Source organism: Paenibacillus gorillae, from assembly GCF_000513275.1.
In the GTDB taxonomy this organism is placed as follows: domain Bacteria; phylum Bacillota; class Bacilli; order Paenibacillales; family Paenibacillaceae; genus Pristimantibacillus; species Pristimantibacillus gorillae.
Window position 1 is genome coordinate 1 of sequence record NZ_CBVJ010000008.1, and the last position, 20,851, is coordinate 20,851.

Here is a 20,851-nt window from a genome sequence, read left to right on the forward strand (position 1 = left end):
AATCACTTTAAAGGAGCCTGTTTTTTCGAAAATTACAATTTGTGTCGAAATAAACAAATACCAACTAGGTTTCAAATATGTGATTTTAAATACTGATCTCCTCTTGGGGAGACTGCTGCCATTGATTACTCGAAGATTTATCTAACTGAGGAAGTGAGTCAATAACTGTGCCTGTAATATATTGTGTGTAAGCTTGAGGATTACACATCATTTTATGGACACAGGAACAACTTCGCCAGTTTATTTTAGAAAAATAAATTGGTAATGGCACATGATAATGCTCAGAGTGTGCTGAAAGAACTGTGTGTCGAGACAATTCAAGAAATTAAGGTAAAGAAAATAGAACCACTTTTTGTTAATGAGAACGAAGTGGAGTATAATAGACTAGGAAGAGCCGAAGTGGAAAGAGTCATAAAGCAGATATCAGAAAATACGAAGTTCCTTACTGTAAAAATAAGTTTTTATGAGAATCTATAAAAAACTATAAAGGAGAAATGGATGAAACAGAGGATTATACTACCAATAAGTAAACCGATTATTGATGCTTATCCAGAAGAAGCCAGCCTGTTATCGATAATACAAGATAGTCAACAAGCATGGCGGTGGTTTTTAAGTTGTAGCTATATTCAACTGTATGTTCGGAAAATGCCTAAGAGGCCCAATGAATTTAAATTAAGGCTTTTATAACTACAATTTCAGTGTAAAATGTCCATGGATTAACACTCAAATTATTAATAAGAAACTATTTGAAAATATCTGTGGAGGAGATGTTACGTCTTCTTTCCGTGAGATGATCAATCAGGGTTTCTACATAAATACATCGGTAGAATACAGCGGGCTAAAAAACTCATTTTGGTTTAATAGAGCAAAAAAAGACACACCCAATATTCATATATGGATATTGTGATCATGAGGAATCTTTTTTTGCTGCAGATCATGGATTGAATAATGATTTATTAAAATATAGCTACTCAAAATGTAGCTTTAAAGAAATTGTTAATAGTTATTATGGCGCTAGTGAAATGTTTAGGTATACAGACAATGATCACAATGACAGAGGAAGATTGAGTGACAACATTGAACTATATAGATTAACCAGTAACAAAGGGCCGTGTTTTTCGATAGAAAGTTTCAAAGAAAATATTGAAGATTATTTGTTTTCCAGAAATTCGGATTCGCGACATAACTATATTGATACAAGGTTATTTGTCTTCGGAATTGAGGTGTATAATAATCTCGTACTCTACCTGGAAAACAAGTTAACTTATTTTGATATAAGACCTTTTCATGTTATCTGTGAACATAAAAAGCTAATGATTTATAGATTGAAATACCTCACGGATAAAGGATACATAAACAATCCGGAATATGAAAATACTTTCAGAGTCATGTACGAAGAAACAGTAATAATGAGAAACATGATCCTCAAATATAACATAATTAATGAAAATCAAATTGTTAACAGAGTAATTAAACGAATAATAAATGTAATGAGAATAGAAAAAGAATGTATGAAACAACTATTAAATGAAATTGATATGTATAATTGAAGATGTTGTAAACAAAATAGAGCCACTCGATTGGGCAGATCTTGAAGCGAATTACGTGGAGATTCCCTTACTTTGCATAGGAATCTCTTTCATCAATAAGCTTGTGATATGAGTTATACATAATCAGGGTCTAAGATCGCATGCCACGGCGGTCTGTTCGTTAAACTTTTTATATCATAACTTTATATAAATCTCATGTGATTAAAATCCTTAACGCCTTGGGAATGGACCTCTGTTAAGAAAGTAGACACTTTTATCGTGTATTCAGTTTGCTTCTTTGTAATAGTTTAATTCAAATTGATAGGGTAATAAAACCCTAACGAACCATGATTTCGTTTCTGGTTATAAATCTAGAACATCTCTTGTTGTGCTGGGGTTTTTATCTTGAATTTCATGCAGTATGTAGTAAACGAACTCTTTTTCAGTATACTATAGAACGACTCGATATAAGCGTTAGCATAGCAATTTCCTTTGCGGCTCATACTTGCTATCAGTTTGTATGTCTTTAATGATTACGATATTCCTCCAAAGCATCCTACGAGCCTCGGCATATCTGGCTTTTGTTTCGCAACTTCCATTTCACGCACTTGTTGTTCTAACTGACGGAATTTATTTAGTGAAGTCCGAACCTCTGCTTGGATCTCGGTTATGCAATAGACCAGCTGAGATATTTAGTTTGCCTGCGACATCTGGCAAGGACTTGGATTGTTCTAAATTACTTTACCGTTCTCTTCTTAAACTTCCGTATGACGAATTGTCAAGCTAAGTGCGACAGCTCGTCCATGAAGGCTTCGTGAGCCGACCTCCACCCGAGACATTTACGAGGTCGGTTGTTAATCAAACGTATGGCATCAGCGAGTTGGTCATCTGTAACGAGAGCGAAGTCATGCCCTTTTGGGAAGAACTCCCGAAGGAGACCGTTTGCGTTCTCATTAGAGCCTCTCTGCCAAGAGGAATAAGGGTCGGCGAAGTAAACCTTCATGTTATGCACAGCTTCTAGGTTCGCATAGCAGGCAAACTCCTTGCCACGATCTGTTGTCGCCGTCTGAAAGGTGCCACGTGGGTATTGGCTGAGCACGACACCGAAGGCCACCTCCATGGAATGAGCCGTTCGATCAGGCATTTTTAGTGCCATGTACAGTCGTGTCTTTCGCTCGATGAACGTAGCGGCGCAGGCCTTGCTTTTGCCACGGCTGGAGACCACGGCATCAAGTTCCCAATGACCAAACGTCGTACGCTTGTGGACTTCTCTTGGTCGCTTGCTGATCGGTGTACCGACGAGGAAGCGACCTCTTGTTTCCATGGGCTTTTGGCGCTTGCCCTTATGTCGCAGTACGTCAGCTCTCGCTCTGAGCCGCCCTCTGTATAGCCATCTGTAGATTGTCTTGAAGCATACGAAAGGTTTTCCTTCGGAACGACGTTTCTCAACAATCTGCTCAGGTGACCAGGTTTCCTTCAGCATCTCATGAAGTTCTTCGGCAAGTTCTTTCGTATATTTGCCGATAGGCGTACTAGAAGCTCTCCGCTCACGGGAAGCTTCTTGGGCAGAGCTAGCCAAATAAGTCCCGCTCTTTTTACCACCGCTACGCGCCAGTTCCCGCGCTATAGTAGAAGGGTGTCGACCTAACTCATGCCCAATCCTGCGGCATGACCAGCCTAATCGATGCAGCGCTTCTAGTTGTCCTCGTTCAATTATGTTAAGATGGGAGTAGCTCATGTTGGGTTCTCCTGTAAATGATGGTGGTGTGGTAACTTCCATTTTACACGAATCCACTCATGGGCTGTTTTTGTTTTCTAGCTGTCGCACTTCATATTACAATTCGTCCTATACTTAAAAGGTGTCCACTTTTTATTCTAGTTGTTAAGTATTCAGTAAGTTTCAATGATATTATTAAATCATTTCTTGAGAAACGTAATATGACGCTCTACTTTTATAATTCAGGTTAAAGAAACTTATAATTTTTCGGGGTACAGTTAAAAAGGATAGGGATCATAAAACTTTTTATTTGTTACATCGTGTTGTGGTCACAACGTCAAATAATTCGACAATACCAGAGAATACCTTGAGGATTGGATCCCAATCGGTACGATTGGTCTCATAAAGATCAAGAGCATCGCGTTTAAGGTTGCTGAAAAGACGCGCAAGGATGTTTCCTTGCGAAGTCTAATTGGATTAGATAAAAGGGGAACGAGATCATACTGTTTAACATCCTTGGTATGGAAACCGATGATGTAATGGACCAGGTGAAGGAAATACGGGGGCGCTTCAGTCTTGACCATGGCGCTGGCCAATAGACACAAAGAGAATCGCAAACTCAGGATCAGTCGCAGTTATGTGTCACGTAATGAGAAACAGGCCCTGATGAAGCTGTATCATGACATATATAAGGCGAAGCGTCGATGAAAGAATTTTTGGTGCCTAAGGTTCGTACCACTTTTTCAAAGATTCTGGTGAAATATAAGACGTCTACAATGCAATTAACTTCGAGGTGGCTTTAGCGGAGTTTGACACGTTCAAAGCGAAGTGGGGGGCCAAAGAAATGAATCATGGAGAGCCAACTGCCCCCTACTGACCTTCTACAAGAATCCTGAGGCAATCAAGGATTCTATCTATACATCTAACCCGATTAAGCGCTGGAACAAATAGTTTCGTAAACACCATCAATATGAATGTTGCGGAAAAAGTTGTTTGTCTAATTGAAACATTCGTCGATTTGGAATTCCGGAATCATAGTATAAACTCAGTGAACTATTTGAAGAAGCCATCCGCAAACTTGATTTACAATAGAAGGAGGTTGTTCCCCAAACTTCTTCATTTCTCGCTGAAAAACCACAGTTCCTTAAACATACTTCTTGATGCTACCGTCAATTTAGAAAAAATACTATAATAAACACCATTTACGCGTGTGATCCATATTTATGCCTAAAATCTGTTTGGGATTAATGTAATTAATGTTTATTTTTTTCCAAAATATTTTGAATTAATTTGGTTTCTGTTTGTATTATAGAATCTATTTCACTAGAAATAGAATGAATTAGTTTGGGGTCTCTAGTTAATTCAAACTTTAAAAGCATCATTTGATGTTTGTATGAAATTTTTTCTATTTCTTTATATTCTTTTAGTGTACTAGATGAATCTTTTAAAAGTCCATTGTTTTGCATATAGACAATTCTCATTACCATTAATTTTTTGTGTTCCCAAATTGCATAAAAGGTTCTTCTATCAACTCTAGCTTTTGATTCGAGTAATAAAGTTAGATATTCTTTAACATTGTTATATATATTAAGACCTTTATTCCAGCCAATAAAACTGTATTGCCATGTCGAAGAACGCATTTCAGGATATACTCCAGTTAAATAACTATTTAAATTATCGATAAGTCTCATCGTATCAAAATCAACTGCCGCATTATTTTTTTTGCTGAAAAGACATACTTTTGAATTTAATCTATCTTTTTCTTTGTTAGTATGAGTATAAGAATCAATAAATTGGGAGAATGTACACTCGCGAAACTCATACTTACCATTGAAATTATCTGCAATATTCAGTAATTGATTTTCTTTATCATAACCATAAATCATTATGTCGTGATTATTGGTGAATTTCTGGTATCCAAGAGAAGCTGGGATATAATAATGTTCAACAACCATAAAGACATAAAAATTATTATTTATTGCATCAATGACTGCTTCAATAATACTGTATGTTCTCTCAAATATCTTTTTGCTTAGTATCTCAGTTTCAATTAATGGGCAATAGCCTATTGTTCTTGGAAACCATTCAGGCTCATCAATGTTTATATATAATCCATTATTTTCTTTCACAGGATCGGCAACTAATTGGCAGAAACGACTTAATAACCATGGGAAATAATTATCGCCATCAGAAGCTAGAATTGAAAATATGCTGCCGTAATGAGAATATCCATTTAGTAAAGGTGTAGAAACTGGTAATGTTTTTTTGGTAACATAAGATCCTCCATTATTTAAATAATTAAGACACATATGTGAAATATTCACTTCATCTGATTATATCCAATTATTTGAATAAAATATATAACAAATTTAGAGTTGTGCTTTTAAAGCTTAGCCCAATTATAATGGCTCTAATTAAGATTGGATTAAGTAGAATGAGGCAGTACCAGTCATAACGGTGATTAGAGGACGCAGCGTGAGATCACGAACAGGACGTTGATCACGAATAAAAATTTCCAATTAGATGGGCTATCTCTAGGAGGTAATCGACCGCGGATTTATGAGCGATAAAACATCTGAATTTCCAAGAAATTTAATCAATAAAATTAGAAGAATTTGTAATAATTGTTCAGTAATTCATGTTGGAGTAATTAATAAAATTACATGTTACAACACGTAATTTTATTAATTATACAAAAAATCTATACAAAAATTCCACTAGTAGTACTTTGCTTATACTATGCCTATCTATATTCTATTTTTTTTATTGAGGAAGAAAAAGTCTTTCCCTTCCTGAATCAGAAGAAGTACTTTCTTAGGATTCAGTCTCCATCCTTCCTGTTGGATTTATGCTCAAATTTAACGATAACCGTACGTGCCTTTACGTCAGGTCAAAAATGCTTGAATATGCTGCTTAAATTCCACATCTCTTTCCACAGCCATCTTCTTATAAGTTCAGTATAATCCGCTACGATATCCCAAAGAATTGGCATAGTCCTTTGACGGTATACGTTCTTACGAATGATTCGACAACGAACCGCGTTTCCTTTTCACCTCCTGATTCAAGATCGCTAACCACTTTTTTAGCACAGTATTCTCCATTTCAAGTCGCTTCACGTATCGATGCTGCCCCGTCTCTTGTGGTAAGGTGCTCCTCTGTGATCTTTAAAGACGCGAGCGTCTTTCTTGTGATAGGTAGACACCCGCTTCCTCAAACGATCAACATCATATATACGATACGTCTAATGCTCCTCCACTTTTAGTCATACTGTCTCACACTTTAGATTCTTTGGATAATGTTTAAACGTTAGTCCCTTCATTACCATAAAAAGTGCTCCCCCCAAGAATTATATCGGATAAACCAGGGGTTTATTCTAATGTCGATTCTACGGGGTACAGCATATAATGAGGAGAAAGGTAGACACTGATAATTATCTAAATAGTACAGGGTATTCTATATGTAACCCCCTTCACAAGATCATATATTTGTTATTAATGTGTACAATTAACTGAAAAGTTGTAATGGAGAGATTATAGATAAGAATTTATTTGAGATAAGACCTTATCATCAATTTTATGAACATGACGAATTGTAATATGAAGTGCGACAGCTAGAAGAACAAAAACAGCCCACGAGTGGATTCGTGTAAAATGGAAGTTACCACACCACCATCATTTACAGGAGAACCCAACATGAGCTACTCCTGGAGTTGTCAAAACAAGTGCAGTTTGAAAACACCCTCATACAGAAATCCCGTTGCTAAGCTACTTGTGACAGCATTCTTTCGCGATAAATAGTTGGCGGCCAGCCCCCCGGATTAGAGGTGTAGATCCGCCGCCTGTTGTAGTAAACCATGATGTATCTGAAGATGATCGATTTCATATCGGCCATCGGATAGTGCTCCGTTTTTATCTTGTACAGCTTTTCTTTCTTTAGCGTAGCAAAAAAGCTTTCCATTCTTGCGTTATCATAGCAACGCCCCGTGCCGCTCATGCTCTGAATGGCATCGCGTTTAGCTAGACTCTCCCGGAAAGCACGGCTCGTGAATTGGCTGCCTCGATCGCTGTGATAAATCATTCCGCGAGAATTTCTTGATCTACAGGCATTCTCAAAAGCTTGAATGCAGAGTTCCTTGCGCATGTTGTCGTCCATGGCCAGGCCCACGATCTCTCCGTTGAAACAATCCAGGACCGCGGACAGATAGAGCTTGCCGTCTGAACAAGGGATTTCGGTGATATCCGATAGCCATTTTTGGTTGGGTGCGGAGGCTTTGAAGTCTCTCTGGATCAGGTTCTCGCTCTTCTGAGCCGCGGCATCCTCGCGTGTAATGCCGTTTGGATGACGCCTCACTTCTTCAGCAGGCCGTGCTTCTTCATCATTCGATAGACGGTGCTGTAGCTGGTCATGATCTCGATTTGGGACAGCGCCAGCAGAATACGCTGGACATCGTAATTACGATTGTCTTCATGTTTGCCAATGATGTCTTTGATCTTGACCAGAAGAAGTTGCTGCCACTCCTGTTTGGGTAGGGGCTTCAAGCTACGGTAATAGCCCGATTCGCTGACAGCAAGCACTTCGCACATCTCCTTGACGGTCCACTGATCCCGTCGTTCACGGATGTATGCATAGAGCTGGCATGCCTTTACCGCTTCCAGTCATTTTGCGAAAAAACCGAGTGCATCCTTGAGAATTTCATTCGCGCGGCGCAACTCGCCTATTTCTTTTTCTAATTCGATTTCACGCGCCGTCTTATCGGCAGATGCATAAGCGCGTCCACTCCCGATATGCGCTCCGTCGCCGTGAAGGGTTCTTCGCTTTCTCCATTCCTGCAAAGTGTGGTAGGGCACGCCTAACTGCTCGGCGGCTTTCTTTGATCCAACCTCATCGCTCAATCTTACGGCTTCTTCTTTGAATGTTTTGTCGTACCGATTCATTGTCTCTCATCCCCTCGTCAGCTTTCATTTTATTTCATATGAGGGGGTTTTTCGACTGCATTTTTATCGTAGCACTCCACATGAAGGTTTACTTCGCTGACCCTTATTCCTCTGGGCAGAGAGGCTCTAACGAGAACGCAAACGGTCTCCTTCGGAGCTCTTCCCTAAAGGGCATGACTTCGCTCTCGTTACCGATGACCAACTCGCTGATGCCATACGTTTGATTAACAACAACCGACCTCGTAAATGTCTCGGGTGGAGGTCGGCTCACGAAGCCTTTATGGACGAGCTATCGCACTTAGCTTGACAATTTGTCATGTAAAAATAATGAATGAAAGACTTATTTATTACAGTAATGAGAATGAGTAACTCATGGTACCAAGAAAAAATTAGATACTTTGCAAGAGGAAATCGAGTTAGAGCCGTACAATTTCATTCTTCTGGTATGGAAGGGGCTGCTAAAACGTTGTCAGGGATGGTTTCCAGTAAATCTCGATGATATGTATACATGCTGCTCCTTGAACGGCGAGATTGATAAGCATGGATTTCGGCGTATCGCCTTACGATTTGCTGAGCATCACCCAATTGGGGGAGATGATATTATGTTAAAAAAGATGGTAGAACATTTATGAGTGTAGGAAACGATCAAAACTTGTTAGGAAAGAATAGGGGGACTGCGGAAGAGTAACTTCCATTCGTTTTCAGATATCCTTCATATGGATGGAGCGTACGTTTAAGAATATGCGACGAGGGGCACACTGGAGATCTATCGGCTATCGATCTTACCGGTGTTAACCTAGAGAGGATGAGCTCAAAATAATATTCTTGCGAGAATGATTTTCATGTAAAGCGGTTACCTCATCCAAGGTTGTCGCCTTTTTTATACTGTTTGCTCAATCTAACACTCGGGATAGCTGCGTCACCCCAATATCCTTCTACATCCTTGGCCATGTGAATATATTTTGTAGTAGGGATGCATCGCTAAGAAGGAGTTGGGGAAATGGAGACGTATTCAACTAGTTCAATAATACATACAACTACTGAGCCTATGCAACGGGTTGATGATTTTATCGCTTTTATCAGGCAAGCAAATGAGCTTCTTCAGACGGAATCCGACCTGTCTCCTGATAATTCATTTGTTAAAAGTATAATTAGCCATCTTTCGCTTCAGCTGCGATCCAGCTATTTGCCTGAAGAGGTACAAGCTGTTCTAAGCAGTGCATATATTCAATTGAACCAGCAAAGCTTGCAAGAAAAGTTGTCAGAAGCTGAATTTCTAACAGAGATTAGCGATTGCCTTTATTTTTGCAAGTGCGAAGCTCCCGGCTTGGATAGTGTGACAAGGTTGCCGAACTGGAACATTTATATGGCTCTGGTCAGCCAGGAATTGTCCATACTGCGTCAAATCATTCAACAGGATCGCAAGAGCAATATAGAGCAGTCGCCTGTTATTTTTGTTGGCAGCGGGCCAATGCCGTTAAGTTCTATTATTCTGCACCTGCTCGGCAATATGAAAGTTGTCTGCCTGGAAATAGATGCTGTGGCTTATGAGGCCTCCTGTACATTACTTGAGCACTTAGGTTTATCGAGTAAAGTTACTGTCGTACAAGGGAACGGATCAGAGTTCGATTACAGCTCTTTTAACCGGATATTTGTAGCAAGTCTTGTGCGAAATAAGCCGGAGGTGCTTGAACAAATTAGACGTACTTCCTCAGATCCATTGGTGGCTGTGCGTACAGCAGAGGGGATGAGGCAGATCATGTATGAAGCGGTTGATGAATCACAGCTGGATGCGATGGGATGGCGGGTTGCGGGACGAACGCATCCTGTAGAAAATCTGGTCATCAATTCGACTTTGTTTCTTGAACGTATGACTAAGTAGGAGATTAAACAAGGAGAAATAGCTCATTGTATCGGGAATGAGATACTTCATGCATAGAAGCCCGCAGTCCGCGATTGCAGCGAATTGCGGGCTTCTTTTAATCAACGAGCTAACAATTCACTACTAAGTTTACATTTGTACAATGGTCACTTCATATCCAGCTATACTAATATGGTAGTAAAGTAATGAATTACATTTTATGGAATTTTAACTTCTGGATATCCAAATCCTATTTGCAAAGAAAGGGAGTCTACATGTCTATGGAGAATGTACCATTACCACGGGGGCTTACGCTAGCTGAAGAAGTTCTTCTGACACAGCTTGATCCTAGCGGGCATTACCTTAATATTGCGGTTAGTAGTGAACAAGTGGCTGCAGCATTGTTGGAGAGAGGATATCGCGTTCAAAATCAACAGTTGTCCTCTGACTACATCGGTGGAATTGCCCCGCTTAGCAAGCCGAACGAAACCTTTGATTTTATTCTTCTTATGGCGGGGCTATCTAGCGTTCAGCAGCCAAAGCTATTATTAGATGAGTTACACAGTATGCTTAAACCGGATGGTTTTCTGGCAATAAGCAATCAAATCGGAGCAGATTACAAGTATACGGAGGAAACCTTTCTGCAAGAGGTTGGCGAGAGCCGATTTACGCTATATAACTTTATTAATGATAAGCAATACGACGGTGATGGACAGATTGGCTTATCACTTTGGAAGAAAGCCATTACTCCATAATTGTTACCTTAACCAATCAATACCCATAGAAAGAGCACTGGAAAAAGTGTTCTTCTATGGGTATTTTTTATATCCGCTCCTTCTATGATCCCATTTTACAGTTGGATAATTAACACATTATTCATACATTATTAACAGCAAATTGACACGATGCGTATACAACATTGATATATTGGGGCTATTAAGGGGTGATAAATATGAATGAATGGGAACAAATGTCCTCCGCAACTTCCCAGCCTGTTCTGGATAGCGATCAGTATGGATGGGATAAGCTTCAGGTCTCGCAATGGTACAGCCCCGAGCAAGCTTTCAGCCCTTCGACAGAGTCTAAGTACTTGATAGGGATACATTGTACAGCCTACTACGAAAATTATTATACGATTCATATGATCCCATGTAATGAAAGTATTCTTTGCCCTTGGGGGCGAACGTCACTCTATTTCTTGAAAATTGAAATCACGCCTTCCATGCTCGAAGAAATCGCTCGTGATTCCGGATTTCTGACAGAAGGCCATATGATCCAATTGGACCGCAAATTTCATGTTAAGGATTCCAGGCTTCTGCAGCTAGGATTGTGGATGCTGGAAGAATTGCAGAACGGCGGTGCCAAAGGGAAAATATACAGTGATTCTTTGTCGAACATGCTCATTATCCATTTGCTGCAGCATTACTCTACGGAGGTTCCGCGGCCCTTGAATAGCAAAACGCCAGCACATCAGCAAATTTCTCAAGTGATCCAATATATGCGCGAAAGCTTAGCAGAGGACATTCAGTTGTCCGATCTAGCACCGATGGCCCATATGAGCCAATCGCATTTTATTCGTATTTTCAAACAGCAGACCGGTTATACGCCGCATCATTATTTAATCCGCCTGAGGGTTGAGCGATCCAAAGCTCTTATTCGTTCCGGAAAAGTGGGATTAAAGGAAATTGCCACTCAGGTTGGTTTTGCCGATCAAGGGCATTTCACCCGATTGTTTAGACGTGAAACAGGTCTTACTCCGAAGCTGTACGCCAATCAAATCTCCTCGAAAACGAACCATTTGATCTATTGACCGATTTACAGGAATGAGAGTTTTGTTCAAGGAAAGAAGTGTTTTGTTCAATAGGAGGCATTGCGGTTAGCTCTAAAATAAGGTTGAAGCAAGGCACACAGATGCCAGGCTACAACCCTATTAGGAGGAGAGACGCTTGAAATTAGAGAGAGTACTCAGTGTGATTGGTGAGGGAGATCTTGCAGTCCGTACGAGATTGAAAAAGGAGCGATCAGCGATGCTCAAGCCGTCAAGTTTGGTTTTACTGCTTCTGGTTTGTATGTTGACGATTGTCGGATGCGGTCAAGCAGGTAATGGTAAAGGCAATAGCACAGGGGGGAATGCCACCCAGGCTCCAGCAAGTGCGGAAGCTTCTCAGACACCAGCGGCAGCTAAGCCAGTGGAAATCACTTTCTATTATCCGGTCAATGTTGGAGGCCCGCTGACTAAAGTTATTGACGGGATGGCTAAGACCTTTATGGATCAAAATCCTGGCATTAAAGTCAACCCGGTGTACACAGGCAACTATGGGGATAATACGGTGAAAATCCAAGCGGGTGTTCAAGCTAAGCAACCGCCAGATGTAGCTGTCATGATGTCAACAGAGTTGTTCAGTATGCTGGATATGAACGCGATCATTCCGCTTGACGATTTTATTGCGAAAGATTCGGATATCTATATGGCGGATTTCTATCCTGCTTTTATGGAAGATACACAAACAGAAGGAAAGACCTACAGCCTTCCGTTCCAACGGAGCACAATTGTGATGTACTATAACAAGGAGATGTTCAAAGCTGCAGGCCTTGACCCGGAGAAACCGCCAGCGTCATGGGAGGAGCTTGTATCCTACGCCAAGCAGCTGAACAGAGATGGACATGCAGGCTTGGAGATTCCAGGCAATGACGATTCCTATTGGATGTTCCAAATGCTGGCTCGGCAAAATGCGGCAGATCCCAAGCAAAATATAATGTCATCTGACGGCAAAAAAGCGATCTTCAATACGCCTGAGAATGTGGAGGCGTTGCAGTTCTGGCTGGACTTGTCGCATAAGTACAAAGCGATGCCAGAAGGAGTCATAGACTGGGCAACGGTGCCGACTGACTTCATCGAAGGTAAAACCGCAATGATGATGCATACGAGCGGAAACTTGACGAATGTGAAGAATAACGCGAAGTTCGAGTTCGGCGTCGCATTCCCTTCTGGCCAAAAGCAATACGGATCGCCTACAGGCGGAGGCAATTTATATATTTTCAAAGATACTACGCCTGAAAAACAAGCTGCGGCTTGGGAATTCGCCAAGTTTATGACAGCTCCAGAGCAGGCTGCATTATTCAGCAGCTCATCCGGTTATGTTGGCGTACGCAAATCTGCTTACGAGACAGAGACAATGAAGAAATATACAGCAGATTTCCCACAAGCTCTGGTCGCTCGTGATCAACTGCAATTTGCATTCAAAGAATTGTCCACTCATAATCACGGCAAAGTATCAACGGCAATTACCAACCAGATCCAAGCTGCTTTAGCCGGACAAATCGATGCAACCGGTGCGCTCAAAAAAGCGCAAGAAGAAGCGGATCAGGCACTAGCGCCATTCAATAAGTAGTATAATTCCAGGTTGCGTCAGGACGGCCCGCAATGCTTGTCCTGACGCCATTTTTTTTGAAATATACATGCATTCGATTGTCTTGAGCGAGTCTCGAACAAGGAAGGATGGAAGATATGGTCACCGGATGGAGTGAGAAGCTCAGACGAAACGGGTTTGGCTGGGGACTTGTTTTACCGGCACTCGTATTTTTAGCCCTATTCACTTATTACCCGATGTTGAAGTCAGCTGTGCTTAGTCTGTATGAGAAAAACTTGGCAACCTCTGAACCCGTATTCGTCGGATTAGGCAATTATGCGAATTTATTAAAGGACTCTGTTTTTCTAAAAGTGTTCAGCAACAACATATGGTTCGCTGTTGGAACGGTGCCAACCTCATTACTGCTCGCTTTCGTAATGGCTTTGTTCGCTGACAAGGCGATAAAGGGCCGGGGGCTTGCACGTTTATCTTTTTTCTATCCGAATATGATACCAATGATCGCTGTGGCGAACATCTGGTTGTTTCTGTATACGCCGCATTTTGGTCTTTTTGCGCGTCTGGCTGCCTGGATCACGCAGCAGCCGGTTAATTTGCTCGGATCGCCGGATACGGTTATGGGTGCATTAATGATTATGATGGTATGGAAGGAAGCGGGTTATTTCATGATCTTCTATTTAGCGGGGATGCAGCAGATTCCAAAAGATTTATATGAAGCAGCTGCTGTAAACGGGATCGGGGCGCTAACGGTTATAAGAAAGATCACGATTCCTTTAACCATGCCTACTACACTGTTTGTTGCGGTTGTGGCCATAACGAATGCGTTCAAATTAGTTGACCATCTGTGGATTATGACAAAGGGCGGGCCGAACAACGCGAGTAACCTGCTGCTTTACTACATTTATGACACGACTTTCAACTTCTATGATCAAGGAATGGCCGCTGCGATGACGGTGGTAATGATTGCGCTGCTGCTTATTATTTCATCCCTGCAGTTTTTTGGCTGGGATCGTAAAATCCACTATGAATAGGACGGAGTTCATGGACAACAATCCGTTAAATATGCCGCTGCACTTGAAACAGAGTGAGCAAAGAGCTTTTGAAGATGATGGGACTCAACGCACGGAGAAAATAAAGCGCAGAATCCGTCAGCTGCTGTGGCATGGAGTTGGCTTCGGCTTTGCTGCGCTCTGGATCATTCCTTTCGTTTGGGTAGTCAGAATGGCCTTTCTGCCAAATGATTCTGCGATTGGTGCAGGGTGGTCATGGAGCTTTACGCTGGAAAATCTCATTCACGTGTGGCATGGAGCACCATTCTTTACCTTCTTTTTGAATACCGTACTCGTTTGCGGCGGAGTTCTCGCCATTCAGCTTGTCACTCTGACGATGGCTGCTTATGCTTTTGCCCGGGTTCGTTTCGCTGGGAGAGAGCTGTTATTCATGCTATTCCTGGTCCAGATTATGGTACCGCCGGATGTGTTGATTTTCTCTAACTATCAAGTGCTGAACGAATTGGGATTGCTGGATACAAAGGTTGGGATCATGCTGCCTTACTTCGCCTCTTCTTTCGGCGTGTTCCTGCTAAGGCAATCCTTCAAGCAGCTTCCTAATGAGCTGGAAGAGGCTGCCCGGGTAGAGGGGGCTTCCCGCATGCATACGCTGTGGCGAATTTTTGTACCGCTGTCCCGTCCGATATACGTATCCTTTGCGATCGTGTCCGTCAGCTTTCATTGGAATGATTTTTTGTGGCCGCTTATCGTGACCAATTCCGTAGATAATCGCTTACTAACGGTAGGCTTGGCCATGTTCGCAAAATCTACCGAGTCGGGTGCGCAATGGTCAGACGTTAGCGCAGCGACGCTAATTGTTGCCGCGCCTCTAATGATCGCTTTTCTATCGTTCCAGAAGCAGGTTATTGGCAGTTTTATGAGTTCCGGAATTAAAGGATAGGGGGAAGATGACGATGAGAATAGCCATTATCGGAGATTTGCACTACCCGAGTGAACTGATTAACCACACCAAAATAAATGAAGAAGCCCGCGATGCGTACTACAAACGATTTATGGACAGCTTCCTATCTATCCAAGCCGATTATCATATCTCGTTGGGTGATTTGACTCATGCGGGAGAGGTTGATGAATTCAATCAAGTATTGAGCGGCATAGAGGGCTATAACGTTCATTTCCTTCATGTTCTAGGCAATCACGATACGTATACCCATCCCAAAGAGGCTATTCTTAGGATTACGAAGCAACAGCGCTACGGCGTTATTGAACATCCAGATGCTCTAATTCTGCTGCTGGATACCGCACGTGAATGCCGTGACAATTGGGGCGGAATGATCGATGAGGAGCAATTGGCCTGGCTTGAGTTGCAAATGAACCGGAAGGCGGATAAGCCGCTGCTCGTATTCGGACATCACCCTCTATACAATACGACGGCAAGATCAACTGAAACGATGATGTCACTTGATCCGGATGTAGAAATTTGGCCGATACTTGAACGGTGGGCGGGAATTGGATTTTATTTTAACGGTCATAATCATATTCATTCCATCATCAGGAAAGAGCAATGGCATTTCATCCAAACGGCAGCTGTTCCGGATGTTCCCGCTGTCAGGATGGTTACGGTTGATCCTAATGAAGTTAAGCTGGATACGGTTAGCTTCGCAAACGAGGAGTGGAGTGAATGGGCCTCTGGCTTTAACGGCAACATGTTTGATTACGAGAAGTATCCAAATGCAGAAGGCGATTCATCCGCAGAACGTCTGGTTGTAAGCGGAGCTCTTGCGAAAAAAGGGCAGGTGGAGCATAAGTGAAACGTCAGCCTGTTCGTCTAGCTATCGTTGGCGGGAATCGGGGAGCGAGCTTTATGAATGCCCTCTCCGCTTTGGCCGATCGAATTGAATTAACCGCGACTTGTGACTTGAACGAGTGGGTGCTTAATCAATGGAAAGAGAAATTTCCTAAAATCCGTACTTACCAGGATTATCATGAAATGCTGAAGGATTCATCTATTGATGCGGTATTTATTTTAAGCCCCATGCATCTGCACGCAAGGCAGTCTATCGACGCGTTAAAAGCGGGAAAGCATGTTCTAAGCGAAGTTATAGCGATCCAATCGCTAGAGGAAGCATGGGAGCTTATCGAGACGGTTGAACAAACGGGATTGAAATATATGATGTCTGAGAATTACTGCTTCTCGCGTTCGAACCTGACGATTAAACATATGGCGGATCAAGGAATGTTCGGTGAAATTACTTATCTGGAAGGCGGCTATATTCATGATCTGCGCCATCTGATTCATCATCCTGATGGCTCTCTTACTTGGCGTGGGCAGCTGCATCAACAATTAAACGGAATCAATTACCCTACTCATTCTATAGGTCCGGTTGCACAATGGATCAATCTTAACAAACCTAACGGTGACCGGCTGAAAAGTCTGTCCACCTTTGTGTCCAAATCCAGAGCGCTGCAGCATTATTTTGGCCAAAATTATGGGAAAGATCATCCGGCAGCACGAAACGGCTTTTGGCGGCAAGGGGATAGTGCGGTAGCCGTCATCCAAACGGAGATGGATGTGCTGATTGAACTTCGTGTCGATTGGACTTCCGTAAGACCTCATAATAAAACGCATTACTTGCTTCAGGGAACGGAAGGGGCTTTTATCTCGGGTCGCCATGAGCAGGAAGATGATCTGATATGGTTCAGTAATCATTCGCCGAAAAATATAGAAAACGGGTCGGACACATGGGAGCCTTTGCGAAACTACCAGCCGCAATATGATCATCCGATATGGAAGAAATGGGGGCATTTCGCCGCTGGGACGAAACATGGCGGGGGAGATTTTCTCGTGTTGGAGGAATTCATCTCAGCTATTCAGGAAGATCGTACTCCTTCTGTTGATGTATATGATGCTGTGACGTGGAGCTCCGTTTTCTACTTGTCGATGGAGTCCGTTGAAGCAGGCGGTAAAGTCATCGCATTCCCTGACTTTAAAGCGAAAGAGAGGAAATGACGGTGAGTTTGTCCAAGCTTATTATGAAGAAAGAAGGGTTGTCGGACTTACCCGGTTTCCATTGTCCAACAGGGTATCAATTACGCCATTTCCAACCGGATGACGAACGGAACTGGGAGGATCTTATTCGTTATTCATTTACAAGAGAAGTGAAATTTGCGGATAAGATCGGAGATCATGTCCCCTTTTATTCGGATCGCTTATTGTTCATTTGCCGGGGGGATCAGCCTGTCGCGACCGCAGCAGCTTGGGAAAGGGTTGACGGGAAAGACCTCAGCTGGTATCTGCACATGGTGGGCGTACTGCCCCAGTATTCAGGTAAAGGTCTCGGCTTTGCGGTTAGTCTAGCGGCCTTGCATAAAGTAAGAGAAGCGGGCGGGGAATCCGTGTTGTTGGAGACCGATGATTTCAGACTGCCGGCGATTCGAATCTATATGAAGTTAGGATTTCAGCCCTTATATATAGACGAGAGTCATCCTGGGAGATGGGAACGGATATTGCGGGAGGATACGATTTGATATAGCGGTCAAAATGGTTAATGGAAGTTAAAGCCCAAGCTAAAGCAAAAAGCCCAAGCGTATATTACGTTTGGCTTTTTGCTTTGTGTGGAAGGCAGGCTGCGTTACAGTATGGGATTTCTGGAGACTAGAAGTGCATTAGCAGACATGTGCTGCTATGCGGCAGTGCTAGCCTTATCGGGCTCCTGACTGCACGTTTTTTCCCTTTTTAACTGCATTTTGCCCGCCCTGATTCGCATTATAGCCGACATTGCGATTGATTTGTCCGCCGCTTTGCGCCTTTTGAACGATACGAATATTATTCGTGATTGTAATATAGTAGATCGAGATGCCGGATTTGCGATGCTTTTTGACTTTTTTGAGCATGGTAGTTCCTCCCTTATATCAGCTTCTAATAATATATGATTCTCTACTAGAATTGGCGCATCCGGTAACGGGAAAGTTTCAAATAATAGTAAAAAATGTATGAATGAACGTTTATAATGAAGCTATGTGGTTGTTTGTGTTCGTATAAGTTATTGTCAGATTCAAACAAAAAGGAGATTTTGTTTATGAAAGTGATTGGGGTTATTTTGCTGATCGTATTGCTTTCTGCTTGCAGCAGCAATAAACAGGATTTGTCCGCCGCAGCTCCTGTTATTAATAAAGTGAGTTTTTCGAACCAACAGGCTGCCATCCATTATCCTGAAATTATGAATCTGAATAACTCGGAGCAGGCTAAAAAGCTGAATGAGATATTGAAGAGGGATGCCGTGCAAATAATAGATTATTTTAGCGGGAATGAGCAATTGAACGAGGTGAACACTGATTATGTTTCTAAGCTAACAGGAGAGAACTTAATCAGTGTTGCTTATTCGGGATCAAGCCATGTTAAGGGTGGAGCATATCCTAGAAGTTTTTTAATCACAACGAATTTAGAATTAACGAAAGAGAAGAAGATCGTGTTGAAGGATATCGTGAGAATAGATGAAGAGTTTATTGAATTGTTCCGAGGAGCGAAGTATGTTCCGTATGATTCTGAGCTGATTGTTGAGGCAGAAGTAAGGGAGGAGTTAAGCAGCTATTCTAACGAGCAACTGATTGCATTGTTCAATGAGTCTGACGTAATAAGCGATGCAAATGAATTAGGCGTATTCACTTACTTTACGAAAGATTCGCTTGGTATAAGCTTTAATGTGCTACATGCGCTTGGAGACCATGCAGAATTTGAAATTGCGTATAGTGAGTTTAAAGATCACTTGCTAACAACAGCATTCGAGGAAAAGTAAATAGGAGCTGATTGTATTTTATGAATGACATAGTTGAAAAGGGTTTATTATTTTAATTTTTATTATAATAGCAAACTTTTTAATAATATTTAGAGCTGTCGTTTTTTCAGGTTTTCATAAAAGGGAAGTTATTTTTTCAGTGCTGACGATAGATATTATATTGTTAATAGGTTATGTTCTGAAATTAAACGATGTCCGTTTATCTACTAATGCTTTGATTGCAGGTACACTTCTTTTAATTGCGGGTCTGTTCGGGTTCTTCTATTATAGTGCAGAGAAGAAGTGAAGTGCCGATCAATTGGACTGGAATAGGCTGAAGAGGAAACGAGAATAAGTAACAGGAGGGGCTTGTTATTAGAAAAGTTATAATAATTTTATTAGCTCTTTGTCTATTAATAGTTTCTATTATTAGTTATTTTTATGTTAAAAGTAGTAGTTTAATAACATTAGAAGAACCAGTGAGTATAGATTCTAGTAGTGATTTAACTGGTTCTTGGTGGTTTATGGCTTCTAATTCAGATGATGAAAAATTAATAGAATATGGAATTCCAACAGATGGTATCGATTTTGAACAATATAATGTAATTGTATCAAACGGAAGAGAGATTCAGAAGATGAGCTTTGTTCGTTCGAATAAATTTCCTTTTGAACGTACGCATTTTGCTAAAGTCCTTTTGAAGAAGGAAATTCATAAACGCACATGGTTTTTATATAAAATAAAGAAGATGGAGGTTTATATGGATGAAAGGTATTTCCATGGAAACATTCAGATAAGTAAATAATAATGCACTGTTTTCATGAGTATACAATAAGGGAGTACAAATTAGGAGAAAGGAAGATCTCATGATTGTAATTTCTGTTGTTCTAATTATGATTGGACTGCTATATTTTGTTTTTCCAAACGTAGCCTGGATGTGGGGTTCCTACACTATCACTAGCCTCAGTAATAGTGTAGCTAATGAAGAGATTGAAACCATTAGAGCATTGTCGAAGAGAAGGAGTACGCTGTATACTCGATTGTTTGGGATATTATCAATTTTATTAGGATTGTTGTTATATTTACTGGCGTAGATATTATAAATTTTGTTGTCGCCTATAGAGATATTTAACAAACCTAAAAAGGAGGAAAAATGCTTTTATATGGTGTTGCGATAATTCTATTGATAACATTTCTACATTACAAATTTTTTAGTTATCGAGCCTCAGAGATGAATTGTTACATATAAAATAAAGAAGAGGAGAGAGTACAAGGAGTTAACCATTCCTTTATCTCTCGAAGAGTATATGTAATAAATGAGAATAACGAGACTATCGAATTAATAGTTACAGATGAAAAAGTATTTGCTAGTATTAGTGTCCATACATACGGAACAGCAACTTGCAAAGGAATGGTTTTAAAAAAGTTTAATTCACGAGAGATGTAATCCCTCCTTGAATTAATGTAGGTCTAGAAAAGGATCGTATCATATTTTGGAAATGTTCGTTACTTCTAGTATTAGTAATTATGAGGGACACATGCGAGTGAAAACTCCATGTGGCATCTATTTTTTGATGACAATCTCACCACTCTAATCCCGCATAACGCGAATAGTACCAGACAGAGTTAGTACTATTCGCGGACGAGCGCCGCTGGTATATT

The 20,851-nt window shown here is 41.3% G+C and carries 18 protein-coding genes and 1 pseudogene; 13 read left to right on the top strand and 6 right to left on the bottom strand.

Annotated features, from left to right (window positions below):
• Positions 1-941: 941 nt before the first annotated feature.
• Positions 942-1,550 carry a hypothetical protein gene (locus tag TY10_RS00280; RefSeq protein WP_155985634.1) on the top strand — a complete coding sequence of 203 codons (609 nt, stop codon included), beginning with the start codon at positions 942-944 and terminating at the stop codon, positions 1,548-1,550.
• Between the two features lie 757 nt (positions 1,551-2,307).
• On the opposite strand, the gene TY10_RS00285 is transcribed toward TY10_RS00280, so the two are convergent.
• The 5 genes from TY10_RS00285 to TY10_RS00300 all read right to left on the bottom strand — a co-directional run bounded on the left by TY10_RS00285 (position 2,308) and on the right by TY10_RS00300 (position 8,180).
• Positions 2,308-3,267, bottom strand: a complete 960-nt coding sequence (locus TY10_RS00285; RefSeq protein ID WP_042159333.1) for an IS30 family transposase — start codon at positions 3,265-3,267, stop codon at positions 2,308-2,310.
• A 1,232-nt stretch (positions 3,268-4,499) separates the two neighbouring features.
• Positions 4,500-5,570: a hypothetical protein gene (locus TY10_RS00290; protein ID WP_155985635.1), complete on the bottom strand. Its 1,071-nt coding sequence runs from the start codon at positions 5,568-5,570 to the stop codon at positions 4,500-4,502.
• Positions 5,571-7,005: 1,435 nt separating this feature from the next.
• Positions 7,006-7,596, bottom strand: coding sequence for an IS3 family transposase (locus TY10_RS00295; protein ID WP_202903119.1), 591 nt, complete (start codon positions 7,594-7,596; stop codon positions 7,006-7,008).
• Positions 7,593-7,820 carry a hypothetical protein gene (locus TY10_RS30905; RefSeq protein WP_202903120.1) on the bottom strand — a complete coding sequence of 76 codons (228 nt, stop codon included), beginning with the start codon at positions 7,818-7,820 and terminating at the stop codon, positions 7,593-7,595. The genes TY10_RS00295 and TY10_RS30905 overlap by 4 nt, the downstream gene beginning before the upstream one ends.
• Before the next feature lie 81 nt (positions 7,821-7,901).
• Positions 7,902-8,180, bottom strand: a complete 279-nt coding sequence (locus TY10_RS00300; RefSeq protein WP_042159338.1) for a transposase — start codon at positions 8,178-8,180, stop codon at positions 7,902-7,904.
• Between the two features lie 80 nt (positions 8,181-8,260).
• On the opposite strand from TY10_RS00300, the pseudogene TY10_RS31190 reads away from it, so the two are divergent.
• The 10 genes and pseudogenes from TY10_RS31190 to TY10_RS00345 all read left to right on the top strand — a co-directional run.
• Positions 8,261-8,487: pseudogene (locus tag TY10_RS31190) on the top strand (transposase); the annotation flags it as partial.
• Between the two features lie 693 nt (positions 8,488-9,180).
• Positions 9,181-10,062, top strand: coding sequence for a nicotianamine synthase family protein (locus tag TY10_RS00305; RefSeq protein ID WP_042159341.1), 882 nt, complete (start codon positions 9,181-9,183; stop codon positions 10,060-10,062).
• 260 nt (positions 10,063-10,322) lie between these two features.
• The gene (locus TY10_RS00310) at positions 10,323-10,796 is read left to right on the top strand and encodes a methyltransferase domain-containing protein (protein ID WP_042159344.1); all 474 of its coding nucleotides are present in this window, start codon (positions 10,323-10,325) and stop codon (positions 10,794-10,796) included.
• A gap of 197 nt (positions 10,797-10,993) precedes the next feature.
• Positions 10,994-11,851: a helix-turn-helix domain-containing protein gene (locus TY10_RS00315; protein ID WP_042159347.1), complete on the top strand. Its 858-nt coding sequence runs from the start codon at positions 10,994-10,996 to the stop codon at positions 11,849-11,851.
• A 217-nt stretch (positions 11,852-12,068) separates the two neighbouring features.
• Positions 12,069-13,433 (top strand): ABC transporter substrate-binding protein, encoded by a 1,365-nt coding sequence (locus tag TY10_RS00320; RefSeq protein WP_052350267.1) that lies wholly within the window; start codon positions 12,069-12,071, stop codon positions 13,431-13,433.
• Positions 13,434-13,549: 116 nt separating this feature from the next.
• Positions 13,550-14,440, top strand: coding sequence for a carbohydrate ABC transporter permease (locus tag TY10_RS00325; protein ID WP_155985636.1), 891 nt, complete (start codon positions 13,550-13,552; stop codon positions 14,438-14,440).
• A gap of 10 nt (positions 14,441-14,450) precedes the next feature.
• Positions 14,451-15,359, top strand: coding sequence for a carbohydrate ABC transporter permease (locus tag TY10_RS00330; RefSeq protein WP_081735047.1), 909 nt, complete (start codon positions 14,451-14,453; stop codon positions 15,357-15,359).
• A 13-nt stretch (positions 15,360-15,372) separates the two neighbouring features.
• Complete coding sequence (locus TY10_RS00335; protein WP_052350266.1) at positions 15,373-16,227, top strand: metallophosphoesterase family protein; 855 nt, start codon at positions 15,373-15,375, stop codon at positions 16,225-16,227.
• Positions 16,224-17,426: a Gfo/Idh/MocA family protein gene (locus tag TY10_RS00340; protein WP_042159352.1), complete on the top strand. Its 1,203-nt coding sequence runs from the start codon at positions 16,224-16,226 to the stop codon at positions 17,424-17,426. Before TY10_RS00335 ends, TY10_RS00340 begins: the two co-directional genes overlap by 4 nt.
• Before the next feature lie 2 nt (positions 17,427-17,428).
• On the top strand, positions 17,429-17,944 hold the full coding sequence (locus TY10_RS00345) for a GNAT family N-acetyltransferase (protein ID WP_042159354.1): 516 nt from the start codon (positions 17,429-17,431) through the stop codon (positions 17,942-17,944).
• A 174-nt stretch (positions 17,945-18,118) separates the two neighbouring features.
• Here TY10_RS00345 and TY10_RS00350 read toward each other — a convergent pair whose 3' ends face one another.
• Positions 18,119-18,310 (bottom strand): hypothetical protein, encoded by a 192-nt coding sequence (locus tag TY10_RS00350; RefSeq protein ID WP_042159356.1) that lies wholly within the window; start codon positions 18,308-18,310, stop codon positions 18,119-18,121.
• Between the two features lie 185 nt (positions 18,311-18,495).
• Here TY10_RS00350 and TY10_RS00355 point away from each other — a divergent pair, with 185 nt between their 5' ends.
• Positions 18,496-19,212 carry a hypothetical protein gene (locus TY10_RS00355; protein WP_042159358.1) on the top strand — a complete coding sequence of 239 codons (717 nt, stop codon included), beginning with the start codon at positions 18,496-18,498 and terminating at the stop codon, positions 19,210-19,212.
• Positions 19,213-19,670: 458 nt separating this feature from the next.
• Positions 19,671-19,994, top strand: a complete 324-nt coding sequence (locus TY10_RS00360) for a hypothetical protein (RefSeq protein ID WP_154651908.1) — start codon at positions 19,671-19,673, stop codon at positions 19,992-19,994.
• Positions 19,995-20,851 lie beyond the last annotated feature (857 nt).

Excerpts from the sequence above, each read along its gene's own strand:
- TY10_RS00285 (WP_042159333.1), bottom strand. The coding sequence starts at position 3,267 with ATGAGCTACTCCCATCTTAACATAATTGAACGAGGACAACTAGAAGCG.
- TY10_RS00300 (WP_042159338.1), bottom strand. The coding sequence starts at position 8,180 with ATGAATCGGTACGACAAAACATTCAAAGAAGAAGCCGTAAGATTGAGC.
- TY10_RS00305 (WP_042159341.1), top strand. The coding sequence starts at position 9,181 with ATGGAGACGTATTCAACTAGTTCAATAATACATACAACTACTGAGCCT.
- TY10_RS00310 (WP_042159344.1), top strand. The coding sequence starts at position 10,323 with ATGGAGAATGTACCATTACCACGGGGGCTTACGCTAGCTGAAGAAGTT.
- TY10_RS00315 (WP_042159347.1), top strand. The coding sequence starts at position 10,994 with ATGAATGAATGGGAACAAATGTCCTCCGCAACTTCCCAGCCTGTTCTG.
- TY10_RS00320 (WP_052350267.1), top strand. The coding sequence starts at position 12,069 with ATGCTCAAGCCGTCAAGTTTGGTTTTACTGCTTCTGGTTTGTATGTTG.
- TY10_RS00325 (WP_155985636.1), top strand. The coding sequence starts at position 13,550 with ATGGTCACCGGATGGAGTGAGAAGCTCAGACGAAACGGGTTTGGCTGG.
- TY10_RS00330 (WP_081735047.1), top strand. The coding sequence starts at position 14,451 with ATGGACAACAATCCGTTAAATATGCCGCTGCACTTGAAACAGAGTGAG.
- TY10_RS00335 (WP_052350266.1), top strand. The coding sequence starts at position 15,373 with ATGAGAATAGCCATTATCGGAGATTTGCACTACCCGAGTGAACTGATT.
- TY10_RS00350 (WP_042159356.1), bottom strand. The coding sequence starts at position 18,310 with ATGCTCAAAAAAGTCAAAAAGCATCGCAAATCCGGCATCTCGATCTAC.
- TY10_RS00355 (WP_042159358.1), top strand. The coding sequence starts at position 18,496 with ATGAAAGTGATTGGGGTTATTTTGCTGATCGTATTGCTTTCTGCTTGC.